The sequence below is a fragment of the Lysinibacillus sp. NPDC059133 genome, assembly GCF_042755925.1.
In the GTDB taxonomy this organism is placed as follows: Bacteria; Bacillota; Bacilli; order Bacillales_A; family Planococcaceae; genus Lysinibacillus.
The window spans coordinates 1-24,878 of record NZ_JBHZDH010000034.1 but is presented as its reverse complement, the minus strand read 5'-3'; the positions used below and the strand labels follow the sequence as shown (position 1 = coordinate 24,878).

Genomic DNA, 24,878 nt, shown 5'->3' with positions numbered 1-24,878 from the left:
TAAACTTCTGTGGAAAACTAGCAGGTCGTATTTATGTTAAATAAAAGAATCCCTATAACTTTACTAGTGAATCTCAGACTTATAGTCAATAGTAAACGTACAAACCTTGTGGTAGACTGTAGTATATTTGATTAAAGAAAGGGGTATTCGATGACCCAGCAGAAGTCTAACAAGGCGGCTTTGTATATTTTAATGTTTAATATGTTTATCGCAATGGGGAGTATCGGAATTATTATTCCTGTCATGCCTGATTATTTAAAACTATTTGGTGCTGCAGGACAAGTACTTGGTATGTTGATTGCAACGTTCGCCTTTGCACAATTCGTATTTTCTCCAATCGCTGGGAATCTTTCGGATCAATACGGTCGAAAAAATCTCATTATTTTCGGTCTTATCGTAACAGGACTTGCACAAATTGGTTTCGGGCTTTCTACAGATGTATGGATGCTCTTCTTGGCACGCTTTTTAGGTGGTCTTGGTTCTGCATTTGTAGCTCCTCCTATAATGGCTTTTGTAGCAGATGTCACAACGTATGAGGAACGAGGAAAAGGTATGGGTATGCTAGGGGCAGCAATGTCCTTGGGTTTCATGATCGGACCAGGTATCGGTGGATTCCTCTCAAAAGTTAGTTTGCATTTTCCATTCTATACTGCTGGATGTGCAGCTATCTTAGCAGCTATTTTATCGTTCTTTTTATTACCTGCTACAAAACCGAACACTGCGAAAAAAGCGCAGAAGCAGGATAATCTTGCAAAACAGATGGCCCGTTCAGTCCGAATGCCTTATTTTGTCATGCTAATCATCATGCTTGTATTCTCTTTTGGGATTGCTAACTTCCAAACAACATTATCATTATTTGTGACAGAGAAGTTTAATTACACACCTACTGATATCGCTATTATTTTAGTTATGGGCGGCGCTTTTGGTGTTGTTGTACAGATGTTTGTTATTACACCGCTGTTTAATCGCTTCGGCGAAATGAAAGTAGTGTTAGTCAATTTATTTATTGCAGCCGTTTCGATTTTCTTAATATTATTCGCATCTGGTTTTGCACTTATTTTAATTGTAGCGACAATCTTCTCTACAGCTACGACATTGATTCGCCCAGCTGTCAACACATTGATTTCAAAGCTTGCTGAGAATGAACAGGGCTATGCAGCTGGTCTAAACAATGCTTATATGAGTCTTGGTAATATGATTGGTCCAGCTTTAGCAGGTATATTATTCGATTGGAATATGAACAGTCCTTATATATTCGGGTCTATTATTTTAATGGCTTGTTTCTTCCTTGCCCTTATTTGGACAATGAAAAAAGCACCACATCTTATGCATCCTGATACAAAATAGTCTGAAAAGTTATTGACTATTTTTAGTAGTATGCTACATTAATATGTGAAAAACCAAAAGTTCTATTAATTACCACTAGGGGAGTCTTTAAAAGGCTGAGACGTATATTATCATATACGGACCCTTTGAACCTGATCTAGTTCACACTAGCGGAGGGAAGTGTCGACACTTGCTTTTTACTATTAAATGCAAGGCCGCTTCCTATTGTTTTAAGGAAGCGGCTTTTTTGTCTGGTTTATCAGCAATTCACTAAAATACTAAAAAGGAGTGGAGATTATGTCAATTCGAAAATTAACAATCATGGCCTTATTAGTAGCAATTGCCGTAGCAGGTTCTACCTTCGTATCCATACCAACGGGAATTGCGCGTGCCTATCCTGTACAGCATGCTATAAATGTTATTGGCGCTATCATTCTTGGACCAGTGCCTACTGTTATGGTCGCCTTTGTCACAGCTATTATTCGTATTTTAACAGGCACAGGCTCATTATTAGCTATACCTGGCAGTGTCATTGGTGCTTTATGTGCAGCTCTTGCCTATAAATACAGCTGCAAGCAATGGCTAACAGGTGTCGGTGAAATGTTTGGAACAGGTATTATTGCCTCTCTCATTGCAGTACCTTACGCGCATTTAGTAATGGGAACATCCGTTGCTTCTTTATTTTTCATGCCAGCCTTTTTAACCTCAAGTACTATTGGTGCTATGTTAGGCATTGTCATTGCTAGCAATTTGCGTAAGACTGTATTTGTAACTAACCTACACACTCTGCTTAAATAATATTAAAAAACGTTACTTCTTAATGATAATTAATTAAAAAAGTAACGTTTTTTTGTTCCAACTAAATTCATTCATACTTCAATGGTAATCCCATTTCATGAGCAATTAATAAAAAATCTTTTTTACTTATTTCAAAATGACCAAACCTGAATTTATAGCCATATTTCGATGTATCTTCTACAAATTCTAAATAATCTAAGATCCTTTTTATTGGTACAGCCTTTGCTTCTTTATAAAAGTCTATATCTCTTCTAAAAGGAATAAAATTTTCTGCCATTTGGAACTCGTATATTCGCTCGTCCTTTATCCTTCCAATTGCGGTAAATGCTCTTACAGGCTCGTTACCATCTAGACTGTTTTTAGGAGAATAATAAATGATCCAATCTCCTTTTTGCATTCGTTTCAAAGGTCTCTCTTTACCATGACATAACTGGCCGAATCCTCCCTCAACCCCTTTTTGAACATGATTAAGAGATACTACTCCAATCCAATATTTCGTGTCTCTTTCAGGCGTAGGAAGAGGATTTTTATTAGGATTTAATGACATAGCTACCTTCTCCTTTTATTTTGGATTCATCATAAATGATTTTATTTTTTCATTTTCAAGAATCAGCTTCTCTTCCAGAATCACTGGGTTTGGTAAACCATCCCAAGTTGTTGAAACAATTGCGCTACATTCTATATCATCGCCTTCAATATTTTGGATCGTTAATTTAAAGCCTTTCGGCATAGGTGACATGTAAAAGTTCTGTATTTCTTTTTTCCCTTTAAAAGTTTGACCTTTAAAATTTTTCAATTCCCCATGATCTGCATACATATCGGATAAATCTTGGCCCTCTTCTTGTGCTCTTCTTAAATATTCTTCCATAACCTTTACTGCTTTCATCTGTCATCACTCTTTCTTGTTATTTGATAAGGTTATCAATTATGCCTCGGCATAATTGCGTCCGGAGGGTTTAACTTCTTTCAGCAGGTTGCTGAAAAAAGTTAAACCCTATTCACGATTTTCATATACTTTTGTCAAAATGCTTTTCAATTGCTCTTTTTCTTCCAATGAAAGTACATTTAAAACTTCATTCTCAGAAATCGCAAGGGTCTTCATTAATTGTTCTGCCAAATTTCCACCCTGCTCCGTAAGGCCTATTAAATTCTCTCTTCTATTTTCTTGATTTTTCTCCCTATAAACATAATCTCTTCTTTCTAGATCATCGATAAAAAAGCGGACACTGTTTTTATCCAACTTTAGCATCTGTCCTATTTGAATTTGGCTAAGTTTTTTGTCTTTTACAGCCATCATAATCCCGACTTCTCTGGATTTCATTTGAAATTTTTCACTAATATATTGCTCGAGATTTTCCTCTAAAGCCTCCGCTAATTTAAAACTTAGAAAACCAAATGAATTCATTATAGTGGTCATGTCTGCCCCTCCAAATCTGTAGTACTTAAAAATGATAGTAATATTTTATTACTATCATCAATCATTACATTTATACACATTATTTACAAGATAAATTTTTCTTATCACAGAAAAATTTTCTAATTTTACAAAAGAGCAATCTAGCGTGGGATAATACAAAAGGCAAAGCTTATCTGATTGTTTCTCATAATATTGGTTCAAAAGTAAATGTTGGTGTGCTCAAAAATCATTTAACACAATTGGGATTTGACTCTGCAAATTCAATCGTTTTAGATGGTTCATGTTCAACTAAAATGCGTGTTCCGGTTAATGGTGCTGTTAAATACTACGGTTGTATGCATAATAATCGTAACATCGGAAATATGACTCGTGTACACGGAAGTGACTTTTTCGGATAATGAAAATAGGATAAAGTTGAGAATTTATACTGTTTTTTTTATAATAGTTATCATAATCCAGTTCGAATAAGGACTGGATTATAATAACTAAAAGAGGTAACTCAAATGACAAAAAGTTATATGGCAAAGATACTTCTATTACCGATAATAGTAGCATTAGTTACCACGTGTAGTATTCTATTTATCGAGAGGGATCCGGAATCGGAATTAATGCCTCTTTCGATGTATGAGAATGCAATGCTTTTTGTACTGTTCTATTTAGCAATCTATTTATTTACTATTGTTTTGGTAGCTCCTATTAATATTTATATTTCTAAAAAGCTTGGAAATAAGTTGATATCGTTTATTCTGTTTAATATTATAGGGTTAATTTTGATAGGTTGTATTGATATTTGGTTCTTAACTCTTGATAATTTAATCTCTTTATATTTGATTTTCCCATTGTTCTCAATTTTAACTATCCCATTTAAAAAGCTTCAACCTAATAGTTGAAGCTTTTTTTGGAGATTAATACGAAAAAATTAACCCTTCAACATAACGTGGGGTTGATTTCCGTTCCGACTGGGCGCTTTCCTGGGGCGTCTGGACAACAGATGTTTTTTGTGCGAAAGCGCAGCGACAGCAACAACAGCACCGATGTTGGTCACGAAGGCTTTATCACAGGATGTAATGGTTTTAGCCTTCGTTCCTCTATCGCTGATCCCCAAGGAGTCCCCTAGTCGTAACGAAGACCAACTTATATGCATGGCATATGTTTTAATAAACAAAGTATTAACTTTTGGTGATAGGCCAAGAATTAGCTCATTGAGTTAAACTTTAATTAGCGTGGCTTTCTTCATTGTCCTCACCAATAGGGTTTTATGGACGTTAATCCAGATAAAAAAGGCAACCCCGAGTGAATCACTTGGGACTGCCTTGATAGTATTCTTATTTCGTATAATCAAACAAACATCGTGCATGGTCTTGCACTACCTCTACAAAAGCCTCTACTTGTCGTAACTCAAATGAAGATTCATAGCCAATTAACCAAGTATCACGTGTTAAACCAAATTCTTTTTCATTATTAGTTAATGCAATTTTATTAATGCCATCATTGTCATTTAACGTTATTGAAGGCAAAATAGCATAACCGATACCATTCAATGCCATTTGCTTACAAATTTCAATCTGATCAACTAAAATTTGTTTTCGTGGATTTGATGCGAAATGCTGCCGCCACCATTGTTGAATTTCCTGATAATAGTTGGAATCACTTTTAAATTGAATAAAAGGTCGGTCTGACGTCAGGACATCTTCTATCGTTTTTAACTCTTTATCTACTAAATAAAGGGTGTCACGAAAAAGATGAATTTTTTCCCCTCTCCAATCAACCTGCCCACGCACAATCCCTACATGAGCCTCACCCTCATAAAGTGCTTTTACAATTTCAGAGCTCCAGCCGGTCATAAGAGAAATTTTTGCCTCAGGATATTTCGTTACAAAATCCTTTAATATTATCGGAAGCCAGTTTTGTCCGACAATCGATGCACAGGCGATTTTCAATGTCCCGTTTACTTTCGTCGTTAATGATTGGATTGTTTCATAAATCTCTTCTTTTTTGCTGAGCATTTCTGTTGCATAGGCAATAATAAGCTCTCCAGCAGGTGTCGCCGTAAGTCCTTTTTGCGAACGAATAAATAACTGCGCTCCCCAGTCTTTTTCAATAGTTTGAAGCCTTTGAGAAAGTGCTGGTTGCGATAAAAATAAACGTTCTGCTGCTTTACGCATATTACGTTCCTCTGCTAGTACTTTTAAAATTTCAGCCTCCGTTGCCATCAATCAGTAAACCTCCGATACAAGCAAAGAGGACCTCATGATTTTCATCTGAGTCCCCTCTTAAACTACTACTCTTTTTGATAAATATATTTTTTCAATTGCTTTAGAATAACACGTCTCGTTAAAATTCCTGCAAATGTTCCTTCTTCGTCCACAACACATAAAAAGGCGTGGTTAATAACTAAGTCCAGAGCTCGCTGAAAAGTATCCGTCAACTTTAATACAGCGATATCTTTATCCATTATCGTATCCACTTTAATATCTGGTAACTTTTCATATTCAATATGTTCTAGTCCAAGAATGGATTCAGTAATCATCTTCATACTTAGTAAACCTTGAAGTCGGTATTTCAAATCTAAAACAGGTATCGAAGAATACCCTGTACGTGTAAGTACTAGGAGTGCATGTTCCGCACTATTTCCACTTTGAACATGTGCAACCTTTTCAGATGAAATAATAAATTCACTAATTGGCATTGCTAATAAGTCTTTGCTGTTAGTTGAAATCATGAACTTCTTCTCCTTTTCTGTCCTCGCTTTGCAGAACAGGATGCTTCCCTTTTATCATATCATAACTATTCCTTTTATGACCACGACAAGGCCGAGAAGAGTTTTTTATTACCACGAATTATTTTAGCAATTTGAAACAAAACTAAGTATCAAAAGTGCATATATAAGAGGGTTTCACCTGATAGGAATGGAAATATCTTCATTCAGTTTATATTTAGAAAATATGAACTGAATGAAGAAAAAAATCTTTTTAATAGCCGTACTTACTCCAATAATAAAAAATCATTATCCCTAAAAAAAGCAAAAAAATGATATATACCCATACTATTGGGTTGAGCATAGTCGCATACTCTTCAACAGTTTCTGAAATCGGCGTATCGTTTTCTGATTTCCGCTGAGACGTCATTTTAGCAATTTTCAGCGTCGACACAAGCGAAATGGCAGAAATAATCGTAATGGCAATAAGAGCCGGTATTAACCACATACCCATCGGCAAAACTCCTTTCTTTACCCTTAGTATGCGTCAACCCAGCTCTTCATTATGCAAAGATTTTTATTTTAGAACGGATACTGATTGAGCCATTGCCCACCATCAAGTGTCACACATTCTCCGTTCATATATCTTGCCTTATCAGATATCATAAATGTTGCTAAATCAGCAATTTCTTCAGGCGTGCCTGTACGGCCTAACGGAACCGAGTCCAATGTACGAGCAGCAGCAGCCTCTGACTCCCAAAGCTTTTCTGCACCACCTGTACGCTCAATTGGACCTGGAGCAATTGCATTTACTCGAATTCCATATTGTTTTCCCCATTCAACAGCTAACGTTCGAGTCAATGACAATACACCTGCTTTCGCTGCTGCAGAATGAATAACACCAGGACCTGCATTCCATGCGTAAGTCGCGACCATATTAAGAATAGATCCTTTAATATTATTTTGAATCCAGTACTTACCGACTGCGGAAGAACAATAGAATGTTCCATTTAAAACAATATCAACAACAGCCTTCCAACCATTAGGTGATAAATCCTCTGCACGCACTATAAAATTACCAGCTGCATTATTCACAAGCCCATCAACCTGTCCAAACTTTTCAACAGCAAATGCTAGCATTGCCTCTGCATGCTCAGGCACTCGAACATCCATTTGGAATGTTTCAATCGTTTTTCCAGCTTCTAAAATAAAGGCTTTCGCCTCTGCCAATCGCTCCTCATTACGACCTGTAATAACAACATTTGCCCCTTCAGCAACGAATTGCTTCGCCATATAAAGCCCCATTCCACTTGATCCACCTGTAATAATAATTGTTTTCCCCTGCAACATACGATTTCCCCCTCCACAAAAAATGAATGATGATTCACTTAAAATATTACTATATTTTCTCGAATATGTCATATTAATTCTACAAACACATGGAGAGATTGAAAGGTTCTACTAGCTGGGATTCTAATGTTGCTGGGTATTCGCGGGTATTTCACTGTTGCGCGCGGGTATTCGCTTCTCTTCCGCGGGTATTTGCTTCTCTTCCGCGGGTATTTCCTTGCATATAGTTTCAAAAAAATAAATTGGATCACCGCCATAACGTGTGGTTGATTTCCGTTCCGACTGTGCGCTTTCTTGGGGGCGTCGGGCCAACACGATGTTGGTCACTAAGGCGTTATCACAGGATGTGTTGCTTTTAGCCTTCGCTCTATTGCTAATCCCCAAGGAGTCGCCCAGCCTCCACTCCCATCAACTTATATCAATTTCTCTTTGGCATAATTGTTGCTGTCGCTTCGCTTTCGCACAGATAAACTATGCGTCCGGGTTTTGAAAAAGATAAATGGCATACGTAATGTCATACACACCTTTTGGCGATGAGCCAATAAATTGGTTTAATTAATAAAAAATAGAGTTACAAATTAAATATGATTTGTAACTCTATTTTAGACAACTTCTTATCGAAACCCTAAAACTCATAGTGATAGGCAATTTTGTAAAGTTCCATAAGCTCTGCCTGTGTCGGAACTTTAGGATTATTTCCAGGGCTACCACTGGCAATTGCATCAGCTGTCATTTTTGGAATAGCATCGTAAAAGGCTTGTTCATCAATTCCCCATTGTTTTAAATTCCCTATTTCCATCTTCTTGCACATTTCCTTAATCGAATCAATAGCTAAATCGGCAAGCTCCTCTTGAGATAACTGCTCATTATCTTTATTGAAAAACTTACCTAGATCCGCTAGCCGATCGACACAAGCATCCTTTGAAAATTCTAATACCGCTGGCAAGAGCATGGCATTTGAAATACCATGGGGCACATGGAATAACGCTCCTATTGGACGAGACATACCATGTACTAAAGCGACAGAAGCATTTGAGAATGAGAGACCTGCTTGCATGGAGCCTAGCGACATCGCTTCCCGAGCATCAATATCATGACCTTGCTCGTAAGCTTTTAAAATATTATGAACGATTAACTCCATGGCTGATAGTGCAAGTACATTCGAGTAAGGATGTGCTAAACGAGATAAATAACTTTCAATAGCATGACTTAATGCATCGATACCAGTCGCTGCAGTGATGGAGGGTGGAGAGGTAACCGTTAAAATCGGATCTACAATAGCGATGTTTGGCATAAATGCAGGCTGCTTAATCATCATTTTCACGTCATTTTTCGTATTAGTAATAACTGTTACATCCGTCGCTTCTGAGCCAGTCCCCGCAGTTGTCGGTATCGCAATATGTGGAATCGGTGCTTGCTCTGCGATTTTTGCCAGTTTCATATAATCGCCAATATAACCATCATTCGTTGCAACTACTGCAATTGCTTTTCCTGTATCGATACAGCTCCCGCCACCGACAGAAATAATAAGATCACAGCCCTCAGATTGTAAAATATGAAGCCCCTCTGCTACATACGTATCCACTGGTTCCGTTGTTACGCCTAAATATGAAAACGATTCTAATCCATTTGCTTTTAATAAAGTGCTACATTGATTAACAAAGCCTAAACTATCCATGATCGGATCACTAATGATAAGAGCCTTAGTCCCTAATTTTTTTGCGTATTCGCCTACTTCTTTAAAAGAATCTCGTCCATAAACGATCGTTCCTGGTGAATGAACCGTGTAGATTGTTTTTGTTTGAATCATATTTCACCCTCCTAAGCTATTGTGCTGTATACCCGCCATCCAAAATAATCGCTTGACCTGTTAAACCCTTTGCCAGATCGCTAGCTAAATAAAGCGCAAGTCCTGTAATTTCTGATACATCTAGTAAGCGTTTTTGAGGAACGAGTGGATAAAGTACCTGCTCAAGCACTTCCTCTACTCGGATTCCCCTTGTTTTTGCTAAATCCGTAAACTGATTACGCACTAATTCTGTATCGACATACCCTGGACAAATCGCATTCACGGTTATCCCCTCAGTTGCAACCTCTAGTGCCGCTACTTTCGTTAGACCGATAAGTCCATGCTTTGCTGCATTGTATCCGGCCTTACCTGCAAACCCAATAACGCCATTAATGGATGCCATATTAATAATGCGTCCGAACTTATTGTTCTTCATATGTGGTAACACATATTTCATTGCTATAAAAGGTGCAACAAGCATCACTTTTTGCATGGATTCGAAGATTTCTGTCGCGAAATCCTCTATAAGAGAAACATGTTGAAACCCTGCGTTGTTAATGACAATATCTATTGTCTTAAACTTTTTAACAGTAAAGTCAATCGCATCACATATTGCCTGTTCATCCGTAACATCACATGTGTATGCTGTTAATTGCGGATTGTGTTTAATTGCCTCCGCTAAAAGCTGTTCATTCATGTCTGTTATCACTACATTCGCTCCCTGTTCAGCAAACGCTAGTGCCATGGATAACCCAATTCCACGTGCTGCTCCAGTAATAAATACTGTTTTTCCTTTCACGCAAACCCTCCTGAGAATAAAGTATCCTACCTATAATTTGAGCCATTTAAAAAGAGCTGTAAAAGAATACAGCTCTTCATTTGTATTAGTCGTTATTACTTGGGAATGCAAACGTAGATGCTGTCGATGCTTGACCTGTCATCCAACGCTCTGATATTGTTTTTGTTTTTGTGAAGAAGCGTGCTTGATCGGGACCAAACATATGACCTTCTCCAAAACGAGAACCTTTAAATCCAGCAAAGTTATGGTAACCAACTGGAATAGGAATTGGTACATTCACGCCAACCATACCAACATCGATTTCTGTTGTAAATTTACGAGCTGCTAAACCGTCATTCGTAAAGATTGTAACCCCATTTCCAAGCTCATGTTTATTAATAAGTTGAATGGCTTCGTCCAATGAATCAACACGTACAACATTTCGAGCTGGACCGAATATTTCTTGTTCATAAATTTCCATGCCTGGTTTAACATTATCTAGCAATGTCGGCCCTACAAAGAATCCTTTTGACTCTTTGACAATAGCAAGTTCACGACCATCACAAACAACTGTTGCGCCTTCAGACTCGCCTCGATTGATTGCCGCAATAATCGCTTCCTTCGATTGCTGTGAAATGACAGGGCCAAAATCTGTTTCTGGATTTGTATATGAGCCTACCTTCAAATTAGTGATTTTCTCCTTTAAGATTTCAACAAGACGATCTGCGGTATCCTTGCCAACAGGCATAATCGTAGAAATGGCCATACAACGCTGAGAGGCCGCTCCATAAGCTGCTCCGATAAATGCATTTGCTACCTGGTCAAGATCTGCATCAGGCATCACAACCATATTGTTTTTTCCTCCACCAAGCGCTGTAACACGTTTACCGTATTTCGAGCCCGTTTCATAAATATATTGGGCAACTGGTGTCGATCCTACAAATGAAATTGCTTGCACAATTGGGTTTTCTAATAGTTCATTTACTGCATCTTTATCCCCGTTTACTACCGTCCAAATACCATCTGGTAACCCAGCCTTTTTCCAAAGTTCGCTCACATACAAGGCAGTCATAGGAACACGTTCAGAAGCTTTTAAAATAACGGCATTGCCGACAGCAATTGCCATGCTTGTTTGTGCTAAAGGCACCATGATTGGGAAGTTAAATGGCGAAATAGCCGCTACTACACCTAATGGATACTTTGCAGAGTAGGCATTAATCTGACCACCGACATTGACAGAATACTCCCCCTTCATTAAATGAGGTGCACCGATAGCTAAGTCAACGGACTCCAAACCACGGGTAATTTCACCTCTCGCATCTTCAATTGTTTTACCGCTCTCTTTACAAATAATTTGTAAGAGTTCCTCCATATTTTCAGTAATAAGATTACGGAACTTTAATACAACCTCAGCACGTTTAGCTACTGACGTATCTCTCCATTGTGGAAATGCTGCCTGTGCCTTATCAATGGCTTCCCGAGTTTCTTCTACAGTTGCAAGTGGCACCTTGGCAATCACCTCACCCGTCGTAGGATTGTATACAGAACCAAAGCGACTACTTTTTCCTTCCACAAGCTCTCCACCAATGAAATGTGTTAATGTTTTAACCCCATGTGCCGTTGTCATATTTATTGTCCTCCTTTAAAATTGTTCAATTTCTTTAAACTTAAATAAACTGCAGACATATCATTCTTTCTTGAAAATCCAATGCACCCTAGCCAACTCCAGTCTTTTATCGTAACATTAGTACGAGAAAATCTGAATGACCATAGTCATTGACTTCGGTCACTTAAATCATAATCAAATTAATTCCATATCGTCAATCAAAATTTTTATATTTTCAGATTTTTTTAAAAAAACATCTTAATATACTTAATTCGGAGGAATATGAGAATATGAATTCATTAACGAGCCGTCAAAAAAAGGCATTAGAAACACGGGAAAAATTACTCAAAGCATCATTAGATTTATTTAATAAACATGGATTTGAGCATGTGTCTGTTGAACAAATTACGAAAGCATGTCATGTATCGAAGGGAACGTTTTACACCCATTTCCCGTCTAAGTACGATGTTATTTTAGATAAATTTAAGGAACTTGATAGTTTTTATAGTACTGTGGAAAAAAATATTGACTCTACCTTACCAGCAAGCGAAAAAATTCTAACTCTTTATAAAGAGCAAATGAAGTATTTAACAAATGTTGTGGGCAAGGATTTAATGCGAACAGTCTATACCGCTGCGATGACAAGTCAAGTGGAACAAGGTCATTATTTAATTAGTCCACAAAGGAAAATATTCCAAATCATCAATACTTATTTAGAGGAAGGCGTTCGACTTGGAGAATTTCGCCAAGATTTGCAGGTTACTCAAGTGCAGGCTATTATTCAGCGTTGTATGCGTGCAAATGTCTATGATTGGTTAATTCATCATGAAGACTTCAATTTATCAGCGGAAATGGCGCTATTTACAACTATTGTGTTAGATGGATTGAAAGCAGAAAATAAATAGCTAACTTTTAGAAGGGTTGCATAGATGGAAACTGCATGAGCTCGGATGAAGCGATTTTCTGATCCGGTTGTATCTCCATTCGCTCAGGCTACCGGGAGAACTGATCAGGTAGCTCGGAGATATGATCAGATTATGTCTTAATTTGATCGGGTAATCGGAAGTAGTGATCAGCTCAAGCCTTTATTTGATCGGGTAATCGGAAGTAGTGATCAGCTCAAGCCTTTATTTGATCGGGTAATCGGAAGTGGTGATCATCCTAGCCTTAATTTGATCAGGTAACCGGAAGTAGTGATCGGGTTAAGCCACCTTGAATTGTACATTCGTTCACCTAGATCCTCCCCTTCCCAAAGCTCTACAAAAAAGTAGCACTTCATCCCATTCATGATGAAGTGCTACTTTGTTTGTTGGCTTTAGCTAATAAAATATTTATTAACAATGGTTTCTACGGGTAATGGCTTGTTATATAAATAGCCTTGCCCTTTTTGGCATCGGTGGCGTTTTAGGAAATCAACCTGTGATGGTTCCTCGATCCCTTCAGCAACGACCTCCAACCCCAAATTATGGGACATTGAAATAATGGCCTTAATAATGGCCTCATTTTTATCATCTTTTGTAATATCTGCTATAAACGATTGATCAATTTTTATAATATCTATCGGATAACGCTTTAAATAGCTTAGAGATGAATAACCCGTTCCAAAATCATCCACGGAAACATAAACACCTAGCTGCTTCAATTCGGTTAGAATTGAAAATGTTTCATGGACATTCGTCATGGAGCTTTCGGTAATTTCCACCTCTAATAATTCAGGCGGCACATTATATTTTTTCAAGGCCGCTTTAATTTTCCGAGCAAAGTTTTCTTTTCTAAATTGTTTTGGCGAAATATTGATGGCAATTCGTACTGGTCGATAGCCATTCATCTGCCACTCTTTTTGATAGCGACACACCTCGTCAATAATCCAATCACCGATTTCAATGATTAAACCTGATGCCTCTGCAATAGGTATAAACTGTGCAGGAGACACGAAGCCAAATTTCCGGTTATTCCATCGTAATAATGCCTCAAAGCTATTAGTACTGTTATCCATTAAATCCATTTGCGGCTGTAAATGAATACTTAGTTCATTAAATTCGATAGCACGACGTAAATGCGCCTCCATCAGTGCCTCATTTTGAAAAATAGTTGTCGTATCCTCACGATAGTAACGGTAGTGCGAACGACCATGCTCTTTTACAGAAAATAATGCTTTATCTGCTTTACGTATAAGCGTTTCTAAATCTTTGCCATCCGCTGGACTAAGGGAGATACCAATTGACACGCTAATAAAATATTCCTGCCCATCAATCATGAATGGCTGTTTTAATGCATCTAAAATAGCGTTAGCCGTCTGTTCAATTTTGTTGACCGTTGCATCTTTTAGAACAAAAATAAATTCATCACTATTATAACGATAAAGCGAGCATTTGGAGTAACAGAGCTCATGAAGTCTTTGACTAAACATTCGTATAAGTTCATCACCCTTACTTTCACCAAGGGATTCATTAAACTTTTTAAAACGATCAATATCCATTAAAATAATAGCTGCTTGCTGATTATGCTTTTTATCATTTAAATGCTGAAGCCACTGTTCTTTTAAAGCCTTACGATTCCAAATACCCGTTAATTCATCCATTAATGCTAGGTAATAAAAGGCCTGATGATCATTCATAAATGAAGTGGCATCTTTCACAAATAAATGGACACCTATAATTTCACCATTCAAGTATGTTGGATGTGTTCTTAAATAAAATGGTTCTTTACTTAACAATTGGTGTTCAAACATGCATTGGGGCATACCCAATGCTGAGCCCTCAATAGTTTTGGCAAATAATAATTTAAATTCGTTGATATACTTACTCTCTAATAATGAAAAAATATTTTGTCCTATCAAGCTTTGTTGTTCTTTTGACAAAAGAGAAGTGGCAGCAACGTTTTGATGAATAATGCGACCTTGCAAATCAGTTGTTAACACCGGACATACGTGTTGTTCCACAAATTGCAAATAGGGTTCTACTTCATTCTGCTTCTCACGTAGAATAACTGCTACAACTGAATTTTCTAAGTGCTGTACACGAACAACAAATGTTTTTACTTTGTGCTCCGTACATACTTCTAGCCTTTGGTCTATATTGAATTCTTGTTGTAATATATTCGATAATTGCAGCCAGCATTGCTCCGTAAAAAACTGTTCTGCGTTGGTGGCTTTCACATCTTGTAGCTTCATAAATGACGGTAGCTTTTCGTTGAAATTAACGACTTCAAACGCTTTTGTATCAACTTTTCTCAAACATACGACAGCATCAAATGGATTAAGTTGTATGATTTGATGATAGTCTGCAAATTGCGCTACATTCTCTTTATATTTTTTCATGATATCCCTCACTAAGTAGCGTGTTTGCTTTATTCTTCGTCTAGCGTAGGTTTTAGTGCATCCTTTAGGAAAATTTCCTGACTATTAATTGGATCTTCACCACGATCAAATTCTTTGTAATGATATTTTCCATTGGAGTCTTGAATACGAGCTTTTGCTGTATCTTCAAGTTGTGTATTCATAATGTTAATAATACGAGCTTTTGCTTCACTTGCATATACTGGGAATAAAATTTCCACACGTTTAATCATATTACGAGTCATCATATCTGCAGAAGACAAGTATACTTTATTTTCCCCATTATGATGGAACCAATAAATACGCGAATGCTCAAGGAAGCGACCAACAATACTCGTTACTGTTATGTTTTCACTAATTCCAGGGATGCCTGGTCTAATGCAACAAATACCACGAATGATCAGCTCTACTTTCACACCTGCAATGGATGCCTCATATAGCTTCATCATTAAGTCTTTATCCGTTAGTGAATTCATTTTAGCTCGAATAAAACCATTACCATGCTTCTTATGACATGCAATTTCCTCATCCATTAAGCGGATAAATTCATCTCGAATATCAAACGGTGCCACAACTAAATGATTAAAAGCTGGTTTCTCTGTATAACCACTTAAATAGTTAAAGAAGTTAGTGGCATCAATGCCAAATTCCTTATCTGTTGTTATGATACCCATATCTGTATAAATTTTTGCAGTTGCATCATTATAATTTCCTGTGCCTAGATGTACAAAACGTTCAATTTTTCCATTTCGACGACTCACAACAAGCGTTATTTTCGAGTGTGTTTTTAAGTTATTCATACCGTAAATAACAAGGCAGCCGGCTTGCTCAAGTTGCTTTGCCCAAAGTACATTATTTTCTTCATCAAAACGCGCTTTCAACTCAACTAAAACTGTTACCTGTTTACCATTTTCTGCTGCAAGCTTTAAGGCTTGTATAATGGGAGAATTACCACTTACACGATATAATGTTTGTTTGATGGCTAACACGTTCGGATTAACGGCCGCTTCTGCAATAAAATCTACAATTGGCACAAACGACTCATATGGGTGATGGAAAAAAATATCTTGTTGCAGAGCTTTTTCAAAAATATTTTCATCCGACTGTAAATCTAATGGTGGCTGTGGAATAAAGCTTTCATATTCTAAATGTTCTCGACCAACAGATATGCCTTTTACAAAAGAGAACATAAATGTTAAATCTAGCGGTCCATCTATATGAAAAACATCCGTTTCTTCAATTTCAAATTCATCTAGTAAGTATGTAAGAACTTCCTCGCTCATTTCGCCCTCTCGAACTTCTAGACGACTACCAACACCCCATTTACGTTTTTTCAGCTCTTTTTCGATTTCTACAAGTAAATCTCTTGCACCTTCTTCATGAATCGTTAAATCAGCATTACGTGTTAAACGGAAAGCCTGAGCTGATTTGACACTGTAACCATAAAAGAGTTTTTCTATATGCGCTACAATCACGTCTTCTAATAAGACAATAACGGTCTCTCCGTCTGCTGATGGTACTTTAATATAACGATCTAAGACAGATGGAACTTGTACAATGGCTACCTTTTCACGATTCTCTAAGTCAGCTTCATCTTGCTCTAATAAAACAAGTAAATTTAATGTTTTACAAAGCAAAATTGGGAAAGGACGATACGCATCTACAGCTACGGGTGTTAAAACAGGGAAGATGGTTTCTGCAAACATTTCATTGACAAATGCTTTCTGTGTACTAGTTAAGTCTTTCATGTCTGCAATATGTACATTATGTTGTGGTAATAAATCATATATTAAGTGTCTGTAAACTTCAGTTTGTCGGCGCACTAATGCCTGAGTTCGCTCTGCAATTTTCGCTAATTGCTCTTTTGGTGTTAAGCCTGACTTATTTTCGGGCTTATGGAAACCTGCACGTACTTGATCCTGAAGACCTGCAACACGCACCATGAAAAATTCATCCAAATTCGAGCTAAATATGGCTAAAAATTTCAATCGTTCTAGCAGAGGATTATCGACATCCTCTGCTTCCTCTAAAACTCGTTCATTAAAGGCGAGCCAGCTTAATTCACGATTATTATAGTATTGCGGTTTAGCGATTTCCTCTAGTAATCGACCTTGTATTTCTGATGATTCTTTGTCACTTAACTGATTATTCGTAACTTCAGTTGTCATAATTGTTCAACCCTCTTCCACAAAGTTTATTTTTATCGGTATCTTTAGTGCGCGTTCTAGATGTTTTTTTTGTCGGTTTGCTTGGTATATTTCAGCGGCCGCATTGTGTTTCACATAGATGCTAAGCTGTACATAATCCTCTTTAGTTTGCATCTTAATGGCCTTGACAATTCTTCTTTTAGACACATTTAACGCATAGACAAATTTCAAAAAAGCACCAAAATCTCGTATTTTACGATACTCCTCACGACTCATCCATTCTGTAAACGGAGTAGCAAATCGCTGATAATAATCTTTATTTTTATATGAGGCTAAAAGTGCTAATTTTACACGTTCCTTATGATTTAGCCCATCGATAGATTGGTTCGCAATTAAATAAAAGGTATGCTGGCTAGCAGAGCTTAACTCAATATACTCCCCTATATTAAACACCCTCGCCGCTTTCTCCAATAATTGCAAATCTTTTGGATGATGTTGCAAATAACCGGAGTGGCAACATTCACGGTACAATTGATCTGTTAAATGCATTAAATAATCCGCTTCTTCTTCGGAACGACCATACTGACGAGCCAATCTTTTAGCGTTTTCCTCAAACACATTGTACTTATCGAACACACTTTTATCTGTTTGCAAAATACGCTGTATAATGAGCCCTTCTCGTAAACCCTTCTTTGTTATCTGGAACAATTCACTGCCAACAACTTCCATTAACACATTGAAAACCTCTAATGCAGGGACAATGATATCCGCACGATCTGCCGAAAGCCCATCTAACTGTTTCAAATCATGAAAGCTTAAATTACCTAAAAATACACTGAGCTCCTCTAAATTTCCTTTCGTCATTTCGTAGCCATGTACACTTGCTAGTGGATATGCATGTTTTTGTTGGTGGATTTGGGCAATATTTCGAGCACTACCACCAATAGCGATAATCGGTAAACCGATATCCTGAATCCATGAAAGTGATTTGAACTGTTCCTTCACAAAAGTAATAAGTTCCTTTTTTTCACTTCCATTCATAATTTCGCCCTTTACAAAACGTTGCTTTAAAGAAACTGTACCAAAAGGAAAACTATGAGACTTCTGTAGCTCTTTATTTTCAAAAAGCGTTATTTCAGTACTACCGCCACCAATATCGATCGTCACAGCGGACTTCGTGCCTATAGAATGAGCTACAGCAATAAAGCCATAATATGCCTCTTCATCTTCAGATAAAAGCTCTATTTGAATGCCTGTCCGTTTTTTCATTAAGGTCATAATTTTTTCTCTATTGGTCGCCTGACGGATTGCAGCTGTTGCAGCAGCTTTAACATCAGTCACTTCATAATCATCAAGTATTGCTTTAAAAGTCAATAATGTTTCTGTTAATACTTGTATACCTTCTTCAGACATTTCACCAGAGGACTGTAAATATGTACGTAAACGGGCAACCGTTTTAATATTGCCAATCTCACGAAGTCCCTCTTCTTTATCGTATTGATACAATACTAATCGAACAGTGTTTGAGCCAATATCGATGATAGCGGTTTTTAATTCATTCAAATAATCACTTCCTTAGCGCATGCATGCAGAGTATTAATGGTTCTACCTCAAATATTGAGCTGAGCCATTATGTGTAGGTACTCAAACAATCAGGAACTCCCCTTTTTTCGATAGAAGTGTCAGGATATTTACCTTCCTATCAAAATTGTATAGACACCCCAACAAAAAGAACCTTATTATTTTGTTCCTAACCTCATGGATCTATACAAAAAAGCCGGAGCCTAAAAGAGGCATCCGACTTTCTTTAACTTCTTTCAGCAAGTGTTTTATGTAACGTAAGTGAAACGGCAGTTACAAGTGTTTTGGTAGCGAAAGCGAAGCGTCAGCTACAAATGTCTTTTGTACCGAAAGTACAACGGCAGGTACAGAAGTCTCCCCCCTCTATAGATGGTGAGATGAATGCGAATTTAAGTTACTTTTCAGCTGGTATCCAAACATCCGCTGAAATAAAGGAACTCAGTCTAAGTTACCTTTTCCAACTTTATCTTTATTGTAAAACCTTGATAAAAATTTTTTATATGATAAGTTGATCGATTCGTAAAATAAGCTCCGCAATTTCTGGCTTACTAATTTGATCCTCTGCACCTACTTTGTCACCTTTATGACGAAGATCATCCGTAATTAAGCTTGAGAAAATAATGACAGGAAGCTTTTGGAGATCTGGATGCTCCTTTATTTTACGCGTTAAATGATGCCCATCCATTTGTGGCATTTCAATGTCCGTCACAACTAATTGAATATGCTCGGATACATCGCTACCACTCTTGATGATAGATTCGAGGTATTCATAAGCATCATGGCCGTTTTCAAAGAATTCAACATTCTCATAACCTGCTTCTTTCATAGTATCGAATAAGAGCTTACGTAGTAATGGTGAATCTTCTGCAATTAAAATTCGTTTTTCAGAGCGCTCACGTTTACCAAGCTTTTTAACGGCTTCTACACTAATACCAGAGTCTGGATTTATGTCTACCATAATTCTTTCGAAATCAAGCAATAAAATCATTTGCTCATTTTGCTTAATAACCCCAATTACTTGGGATGTTCCTCCCTGATACATATCAGAAGGTTTTTCGATTTGATTCCATGAAATACGGTGAATCTGTGTTACATTATCTACATGGAATACTACACGCTGTTTATTAAACTCAGCTACAATATATTTTTGCTGAGAACTACGCTCTTGACTTTGAATACCTAATACTCGGAGCATATCAACTACCGGTAAAACCTCACCTCGTAATTGAATAATCCCTTCTACATGCGGGTGCGCGTGTGGAATAAATGTTACTGGAATCGGTTGAATAATTTCCTTTACTTTAATAACGTTAATACCAAATTTATTATTAGCTACTTCAAATTCAACAATTTCTAGCTCATTTGTGCCACTTTCTAATAATATACCTTTATGTTCCAAAGCAACCCCGCTCCTTTCTATCCAACTTCTATTTATAATTCAATTGTATCATAGGCAATACATTTCTCCTACTTGCTTTTTCCAATTTTATCATTAACATGGCTCGACATCCATAACGCGGGTTGATTTCCATCAAAAAAAACAGTTAGTGCTGCCGCTTCGCTTTTGCAATTTGTCCAAGTGGCTTATATGACACCCTCAGGAAAGTGCTCAGCCTGATATACATGGCATACGTATATGTTTTATCAACTATCATCTCCAACTTTTGAGCCATTGACTACTTTTAGATGGACCAATAGGCCAATTATCGTCATCACAATTAATGTCGATAACGCAACACGACTTGCTAGCGTTCCGTAGTCTTTCATCCATAATGTAACCGTTCCGTAGACTGCTGGCCCGATAATGGAGGATACTTTACCCGAAAATGCAAATAGGCCAAAAAACTGACCCCGTTTTTCTTCTGGAGACAATTCAATAATATATGTTCTAGATGTTACCCACATGGATCCTAGCGATACGCCAAACATACTACCCGCAAGCCAGAACATCCATTGCTGTGTCGCAAAGACAGCAAATGTTAAAGCAACAATCATTAATATCGCCACCACGGTTATCGCACGCTTGGCTCCAATTGCTTTTGTAATATAACCAAATGCAAAAGAGCCAATAATAGTTGACACCGTAGACACTAAATAAAGCACGATAAATTGACCTGAAGTAAAGCCTACGATTGTTGTTGCATATACAGCCATCATTGCAATGGTTGTTGCAATTGCATCGTTTAAAAAGAAGTAAGCAATCATAAAGGTGAAAATAGCTTTATATTGCTTCATATCCTTAAATGTTTGAACAATCTCCTTATAACCATCTAAAAATTTAATAGACTTTCGTTGAGACGTTGGTATCGGTGTATCTTTATTAATAAAAAATAATGGCAAAGAAAATAATAAATATAAAATGGCAGTTGGAATAAATGCTCGATGGAAATCACTATTTCCTACGTACAAATAAACAAGTAGTCCCAAAATTGTACCCAGATAACCAATCGCTACCCCATAGCCAGAAATAAGGGGCATTTCCTCTTTCGTCCCTAAATCACCCATCATGGAATCATAAAATACTAGACTGGAATTAAAGAAAAATTTTGCGATGATAAAACTAGCTACAACTAAAAATAAACTAAGTGGCACACCTGAATAATTTGTTGGTGTCTGTAGATTCGCAAAAACCCCCATCATAAAGGTAAAAAAGATGGAAATAGATGCAAACCATACTATAAATCTCTTTTTATAGCCTGTATTATCAATCCAGACACCAAAAAGTGGCGAAAAAATAACGAGGAAAAAGCTAGCAATAGCATTCGCATAAGAAATAAACGTGCTTGCCACCTGCTGCATTACCTCATTCGTCCCTAAAACCTCATCCATATAAAACGGAAAAAATATCGTATTAATATTTGAAGAAAATATTGTATTCGCAAAATCATAAAATGCCCACGACAAAATTGGCAGTGATAAATAAAGAGCTAACTGACTCCGATGCTGCACGTCTACTGTTGAATTTCTCTTCATAAAACCCTCCTCCCATTCTCTATACTATTAAATAAATTCCCCCATGTAATAAAAAATACCTTTTATTTAAAGAAAATTAACACTATTTACAATATACATTCAGTTTCATTGACCATAATAAAAAAATATCCAAGCCCCCTCGCTTGGATATCCATTGTACTATTCTTCTATATTCACCCACATAGAAGACCATTGTTCAATTGCTTTAAGGACCGGTGCAAGTGCATGTCCTTTTTCTGTTAGCTTATATTCAATCACTACTGGTGTTGATGGAATAACTGTGCGCTCCACAATGTTCTCAATCTCTAATTCTTTTAATCTCTCCGTTAACACACGACTGCTAATACCCACCTGATTTTTTATTGTTGAGTATCGTTGAGGACCTTCTAATAACTGATAAATAAGCAGGGTGTTCCAGCTATGATTTACTATTTTTAATGCCTTTTCAAATCGTGGACAAATTTTTTTTTGATCCAATTTTCCTGCCTCCAAAGTATTTTGTTCTTATATAAGAGTATATCATTTTTTCGAAAATCAGTTTAAAAAATAAAATTTAGTTACTTGACAAAAGTTATTTTTAAAAATAAACTAAGTTACGAAATGTAAGCTAAAAACAAAAGGAGTTTATTTAACTATGCAAAATATCGGTTCAACTATTTTACGTGTGATGCTCGGCATTATTTTTGCAACTCACGGTTTCCAAAAGTTTCAGGGAGGTATCAGCTTCACAGCTGATTATTTTGATGCCATTGGTATTCCAGGCTTCATGGCTTATATTGTTGCCATTATAGAACTAGTCGGTGGTGTAGCAATTATTTTAGGCTTAGGCACAAGACTTTTCGGGGCTTTATTGACAGTGACAATGATCGTTGCCATTTTTACAGCGAAGCTTAGCGTTGGCTTTATCGGAGAAAACGGCTTAGCTGGATATGAATTAGATTTAGCTTTAGCTGCAATGGCTTTATACTTTGCACTTGCAGGAGCATCTAGTTTTTCTTTAGACGCAAAACTTTTTGATAAAGAGTGATGCTTCCGTAGTTAACTATTTTCTGTGTGGTAGTGATCTACAATATCAATTTCACCTTGGCGTACTTATAGCTGTCGTTACAGCTAAATTGCCACAGGACGTGGGTTCGTGGGTTCATTCCTCTATTTGTATGTACGCCCATTGAAAAGGAATCACATGCCCATTAATCTCCCACCTATCAGCGGTGAGCGTCTTCTACTGAATAAGATATATATGAAACCCGAAGTATCTAAGATTGATACTTCGGGTTTCATATAATTTTAAATTCTATTTTCTAGTAGGTTAACTTTATTGATATGCCTTTAAAAGTGCCTGAGTACCGTTTTCACCATAGCCCTCTTCCATTAGCCTTTCATACATATCATAAGCAAGTGTTAGACCTGGTAATGTAATCCCCATTTTTTTAGATTCATCTAATGCTATTTTCATATCCTTTACAAAATGCTTTATATAAAAGCCTGGTGCATAATCTTCTTTGATCATACGGGGGGCTAAATTACTTAACGACCAAGAGCCTGCTGCACCAGATGAAATGGATTGCAATACTGTCGGTAAATCAAGTCCAGCCTTTAAACCGTAAGCCAGTGACTCACACACACCAATCATTCCGGAAGCAATAACGACCTGATTACACATTTTAGCATGTTGCCCTGCACCTGCTTCACCTTGATAAACAATATTTTCACCGAAATGTTGCATGACTGATAAAACTTGATTGAATGTAGCTTGGCTACCTCCAACCATAATTGATAATGTCCCATTTTGAGCACCAATATCTCCTCCAGAAACAGGTGCATCAAGCGCTTCTACTCCTAGTTTTTGGGCATGCTCGAAAATTTTCTTTGCCAATGTTGGCTCAGAAGTGGTCATATCAATAACGATATTGCCAGATTCAGCTGTTTGAAATAAACCGTTATCTCCAAAATAAACTTCCTCAACATCCGTAGGGTATCCAACCATTGTAAAGGCAATTTCCTTATTTTTAAATGCTTCAGCTGGTGTACTTGCCCAAGTTGCACCTAACGCCAACAGCGGCTCCGCTTTCTCCTTTGTACGTGTATAGACTGTTACCTCATGACCATTGTTTAATAAATGTTTAATAATACTACCACCGATACGAAAAACATATACATATTTAAAAAATGTAGACATTTCTACTGTGACACAACTTATATCTTCCGACTTTCGTATTTGTGTCTTCCTTATTCACTGAGTCTGGTTTCGCAAAAAGCTACTGCCATTTAGTATGACTCTCCAAAGGCTTAAATTCCGCAGTATCGTTGCGTACACATCTAAGGTTTATTGTCAGATCAATTATGCCTCGGCATAATTGCGTCCGAAATCGGCTTTGTGCTTAGGCCTGCGCGATGCAGGTCAGTTAGCCGTTATCGCATGGATGCGATGGTTTTAGGCTAACATCCCCTAAGAACTCCTTTCCGATTCCGTGACATCCGCCGGAGGCTTTGGGCCAACGTGATGTTGGTCACTCAGTCGTTGCCACAGGACGTGGCGTTCTTAGACTGAGTTCCTCTATTTCAGCAGGTGTTTGGACACCCGCTGAAAAGTAACTTTAATCCGCATTCATCTCACCATCTATAGAGGTGGGAGACTTCTGTACCTGCCGCTGCACTTTCGGTACAAAAGACATTTGTAGCTGACGCTTCGCTTTCGCTACAAAAACACTTGCTGAAAGAAGTTAAATTCCTTAGATTGAGTAATTTGCTAAGTTAATGCTTGCGTTCAAATCTCTACCCAACTTTAATCCACAAGAGCAGATATTTAATTGTTCAACAGAGTAATATCTCGTACCGCCAGAAGATACATGGACAGGCATAAACTCGCCCTTTGCTTCCATTCTTCTCAGCGTTACAACATTTACACCAACACGTTTAGCAAATTTCCCAATGGACATTCATTCCATGCGTACCACCTCTCTTTCGCTATGATAAAATCACATTACCCTATTTAGAGAGGTTGTTAACATTTTTATAGTTGTATATATTTTTCTTGTTCACACGAAGGCGCAACCCTTCATGCAGTCTTTCTCTCAC

At 37.3% G+C, this 24,878-nt stretch carries 22 protein-coding genes, 1 pseudogene and 1 riboswitch; of the genes and pseudogenes, 5 read left to right on the top strand and 18 right to left on the bottom strand.

What is annotated here, in order from left to right:
• Positions 1 to 150 precede the first annotated feature (150 nt).
• Positions 151 to 1,347 carry an MFS transporter gene (locus ACFXN8_RS17035; protein ID WP_376072804.1) on the top strand — a complete coding sequence of 399 codons (1,197 nt, stop codon included), beginning with the start codon at positions 151 to 153 and terminating at the stop codon, positions 1,345 to 1,347.
• 67 nt (positions 1,348 to 1,414) lie between these two features.
• Positions 1,415 to 1,522, top strand: a riboswitch (TPP riboswitch).
• 101 nt (positions 1,523 to 1,623) lie between these two features.
• Positions 1,624 to 2,124: an energy coupling factor transporter S component ThiW gene (thiW, locus tag ACFXN8_RS17030; protein ID WP_386846737.1), complete on the top strand. Its 501-nt coding sequence runs from the start codon at positions 1,624 to 1,626 to the stop codon at positions 2,122 to 2,124.
• Positions 2,125 to 2,191: 67 nt separating this feature from the next.
• On the opposite strand, the gene ACFXN8_RS17025 is transcribed toward thiW, so the two are convergent.
• From ACFXN8_RS17025 to ACFXN8_RS17015, 3 genes are all read right to left on the bottom strand, one after another.
• A complete protein-coding gene (locus ACFXN8_RS17025; protein ID WP_386846735.1) occupies positions 2,192 to 2,671 on the bottom strand; it encodes an EVE domain-containing protein in 480 nt (159 codons plus the stop codon).
• 15 nt (positions 2,672 to 2,686) lie between these two features.
• Positions 2,687 to 2,992, bottom strand: coding sequence for a ketosteroid isomerase family protein (locus tag ACFXN8_RS17020; protein WP_386846733.1), 306 nt, complete (start codon positions 2,990 to 2,992; stop codon positions 2,687 to 2,689).
• Positions 2,993 to 3,118: 126 nt separating this feature from the next.
• On the bottom strand, positions 3,119 to 3,541 hold the full coding sequence (locus ACFXN8_RS17015) for a MarR family winged helix-turn-helix transcriptional regulator (protein WP_386846731.1): 423 nt from the start codon (positions 3,539 to 3,541) through the stop codon (positions 3,119 to 3,121).
• A gap of 503 nt (positions 3,542 to 4,044) precedes the next feature.
• Here ACFXN8_RS17015 and ACFXN8_RS17010 point away from each other — a divergent pair.
• Positions 4,045 to 4,431: a pilus assembly protein PilB gene (locus ACFXN8_RS17010; RefSeq protein WP_386846729.1), complete on the top strand. Its 387-nt coding sequence runs from the start codon at positions 4,045 to 4,047 to the stop codon at positions 4,429 to 4,431.
• A 435-nt stretch (positions 4,432 to 4,866) separates the two neighbouring features.
• Here the strand turns inward: ACFXN8_RS17010 and ACFXN8_RS17005 are convergent, their stop codons facing one another.
• The 7 genes from ACFXN8_RS17005 to ACFXN8_RS16975 all read right to left on the bottom strand — a co-directional run bounded on the left by ACFXN8_RS17005 (position 4,867) and on the right by ACFXN8_RS16975 (position 11,783).
• Positions 4,867 to 5,754 (bottom strand): transcriptional regulator CcpC, encoded by an 888-nt coding sequence (locus tag ACFXN8_RS17005; protein ID WP_376073190.1) that lies wholly within the window; start codon positions 5,752 to 5,754, stop codon positions 4,867 to 4,869.
• Positions 5,755 to 5,822: 68 nt separating this feature from the next.
• On the bottom strand, positions 5,823 to 6,263 hold the full coding sequence (cbpB, locus tag ACFXN8_RS17000) for a cyclic-di-AMP-binding protein CbpB (RefSeq protein WP_376072765.1): 441 nt from the start codon (positions 6,261 to 6,263) through the stop codon (positions 5,823 to 5,825).
• A 250-nt stretch (positions 6,264 to 6,513) separates the two neighbouring features.
• A complete protein-coding gene (locus tag ACFXN8_RS16995) occupies positions 6,514 to 6,753 on the bottom strand; it encodes a short-chain dehydrogenase (protein WP_376072762.1) in 240 nt (79 codons plus the stop codon).
• Between the two features lie 68 nt (positions 6,754 to 6,821).
• On the bottom strand, positions 6,822 to 7,589 hold the full coding sequence (gene fadH, locus ACFXN8_RS16990) for a 2,4-dienoyl-CoA reductase (RefSeq protein ID WP_376072759.1): 768 nt from the start codon (positions 7,587 to 7,589) through the stop codon (positions 6,822 to 6,824).
• 625 nt (positions 7,590 to 8,214) lie between these two features.
• Complete coding sequence (locus tag ACFXN8_RS16985) at positions 8,215 to 9,399, bottom strand: iron-containing alcohol dehydrogenase (protein ID WP_386846726.1); 1,185 nt, start codon at positions 9,397 to 9,399, stop codon at positions 8,215 to 8,217.
• 16 nt (positions 9,400 to 9,415) lie between these two features.
• Complete coding sequence (locus ACFXN8_RS16980) at positions 9,416 to 10,177, bottom strand: 3-hydroxybutyrate dehydrogenase (protein WP_376072748.1); 762 nt, start codon at positions 10,175 to 10,177, stop codon at positions 9,416 to 9,418.
• 85 nt (positions 10,178 to 10,262) lie between these two features.
• A complete protein-coding gene (locus ACFXN8_RS16975) occupies positions 10,263 to 11,783 on the bottom strand; it encodes a CoA-acylating methylmalonate-semialdehyde dehydrogenase (RefSeq protein WP_386846723.1) in 1,521 nt (506 codons plus the stop codon).
• 269 nt (positions 11,784 to 12,052) lie between these two features.
• Here ACFXN8_RS16975 and ACFXN8_RS16970 point away from each other — a divergent pair, with 269 nt between their 5' ends.
• Positions 12,053 to 12,667: a TetR/AcrR family transcriptional regulator gene (locus ACFXN8_RS16970; protein WP_386846721.1), complete on the top strand. Its 615-nt coding sequence runs from the start codon at positions 12,053 to 12,055 to the stop codon at positions 12,665 to 12,667.
• A gap of 410 nt (positions 12,668 to 13,077) precedes the next feature.
• Here the strand turns inward: ACFXN8_RS16970 and ACFXN8_RS16965 are convergent, their stop codons facing one another.
• From ACFXN8_RS16965 to ACFXN8_RS16940, 6 genes are all read right to left on the bottom strand, one after another.
• Entirely contained in the window at positions 13,078 to 15,081 is a 2,004-nt protein-coding gene (locus ACFXN8_RS16965; protein ID WP_386846719.1) for a sensor domain-containing protein, read from the bottom strand.
• A gap of 29 nt (positions 15,082 to 15,110) precedes the next feature.
• Positions 15,111 to 17,267 (bottom strand): RNA degradosome polyphosphate kinase, encoded by a 2,157-nt coding sequence (locus tag ACFXN8_RS16960; RefSeq protein WP_386846717.1) that lies wholly within the window; start codon positions 17,265 to 17,267, stop codon positions 15,111 to 15,113.
• Positions 17,268 to 17,273: 6 nt separating this feature from the next.
• The gene (locus tag ACFXN8_RS16955) at positions 17,274 to 18,809 is read right to left on the bottom strand and encodes a Ppx/GppA phosphatase family protein (protein WP_386846715.1); all 1,536 of its coding nucleotides are present in this window, start codon (positions 18,807 to 18,809) and stop codon (positions 17,274 to 17,276) included.
• 514 nt (positions 18,810 to 19,323) lie between these two features.
• The gene (locus ACFXN8_RS16950; protein ID WP_386846713.1) at positions 19,324 to 20,226 is read right to left on the bottom strand and encodes a chemotaxis protein; all 903 of its coding nucleotides are present in this window, start codon (positions 20,224 to 20,226) and stop codon (positions 19,324 to 19,326) included.
• A 245-nt stretch (positions 20,227 to 20,471) separates the two neighbouring features.
• Positions 20,472 to 21,800, bottom strand: coding sequence for an MFS transporter (locus tag ACFXN8_RS16945; protein WP_386846711.1), 1,329 nt, complete (start codon positions 21,798 to 21,800; stop codon positions 20,472 to 20,474).
• A gap of 159 nt (positions 21,801 to 21,959) precedes the next feature.
• Positions 21,960 to 22,277 (bottom strand): winged helix-turn-helix transcriptional regulator, encoded by a 318-nt coding sequence (locus ACFXN8_RS16940; protein ID WP_386846709.1) that lies wholly within the window; start codon positions 22,275 to 22,277, stop codon positions 21,960 to 21,962.
• Between the two features lie 157 nt (positions 22,278 to 22,434).
• On the opposite strand from ACFXN8_RS16940, the gene ACFXN8_RS16935 reads away from it, so the two are divergent.
• A complete protein-coding gene (locus tag ACFXN8_RS16935) occupies positions 22,435 to 22,827 on the top strand; it encodes a DoxX family protein (RefSeq protein WP_386846707.1) in 393 nt (130 codons plus the stop codon).
• A gap of 288 nt (positions 22,828 to 23,115) precedes the next feature.
• On the opposite strand, the gene ACFXN8_RS16930 is transcribed toward ACFXN8_RS16935, so the two are convergent.
• Positions 23,116 to 23,979: an NAD(P)-dependent oxidoreductase gene (locus ACFXN8_RS16930; protein ID WP_386846705.1), complete on the bottom strand. Its 864-nt coding sequence runs from the start codon at positions 23,977 to 23,979 to the stop codon at positions 23,116 to 23,118.
• Between the two features lie 628 nt (positions 23,980 to 24,607).
• Positions 24,608 to 24,739 (bottom strand): annotated as a pseudogene (locus ACFXN8_RS16925) (helix-turn-helix domain-containing protein); the annotation flags it as partial.
• Between the last annotated feature and the right edge of the window lie 139 nt (positions 24,740 to 24,878).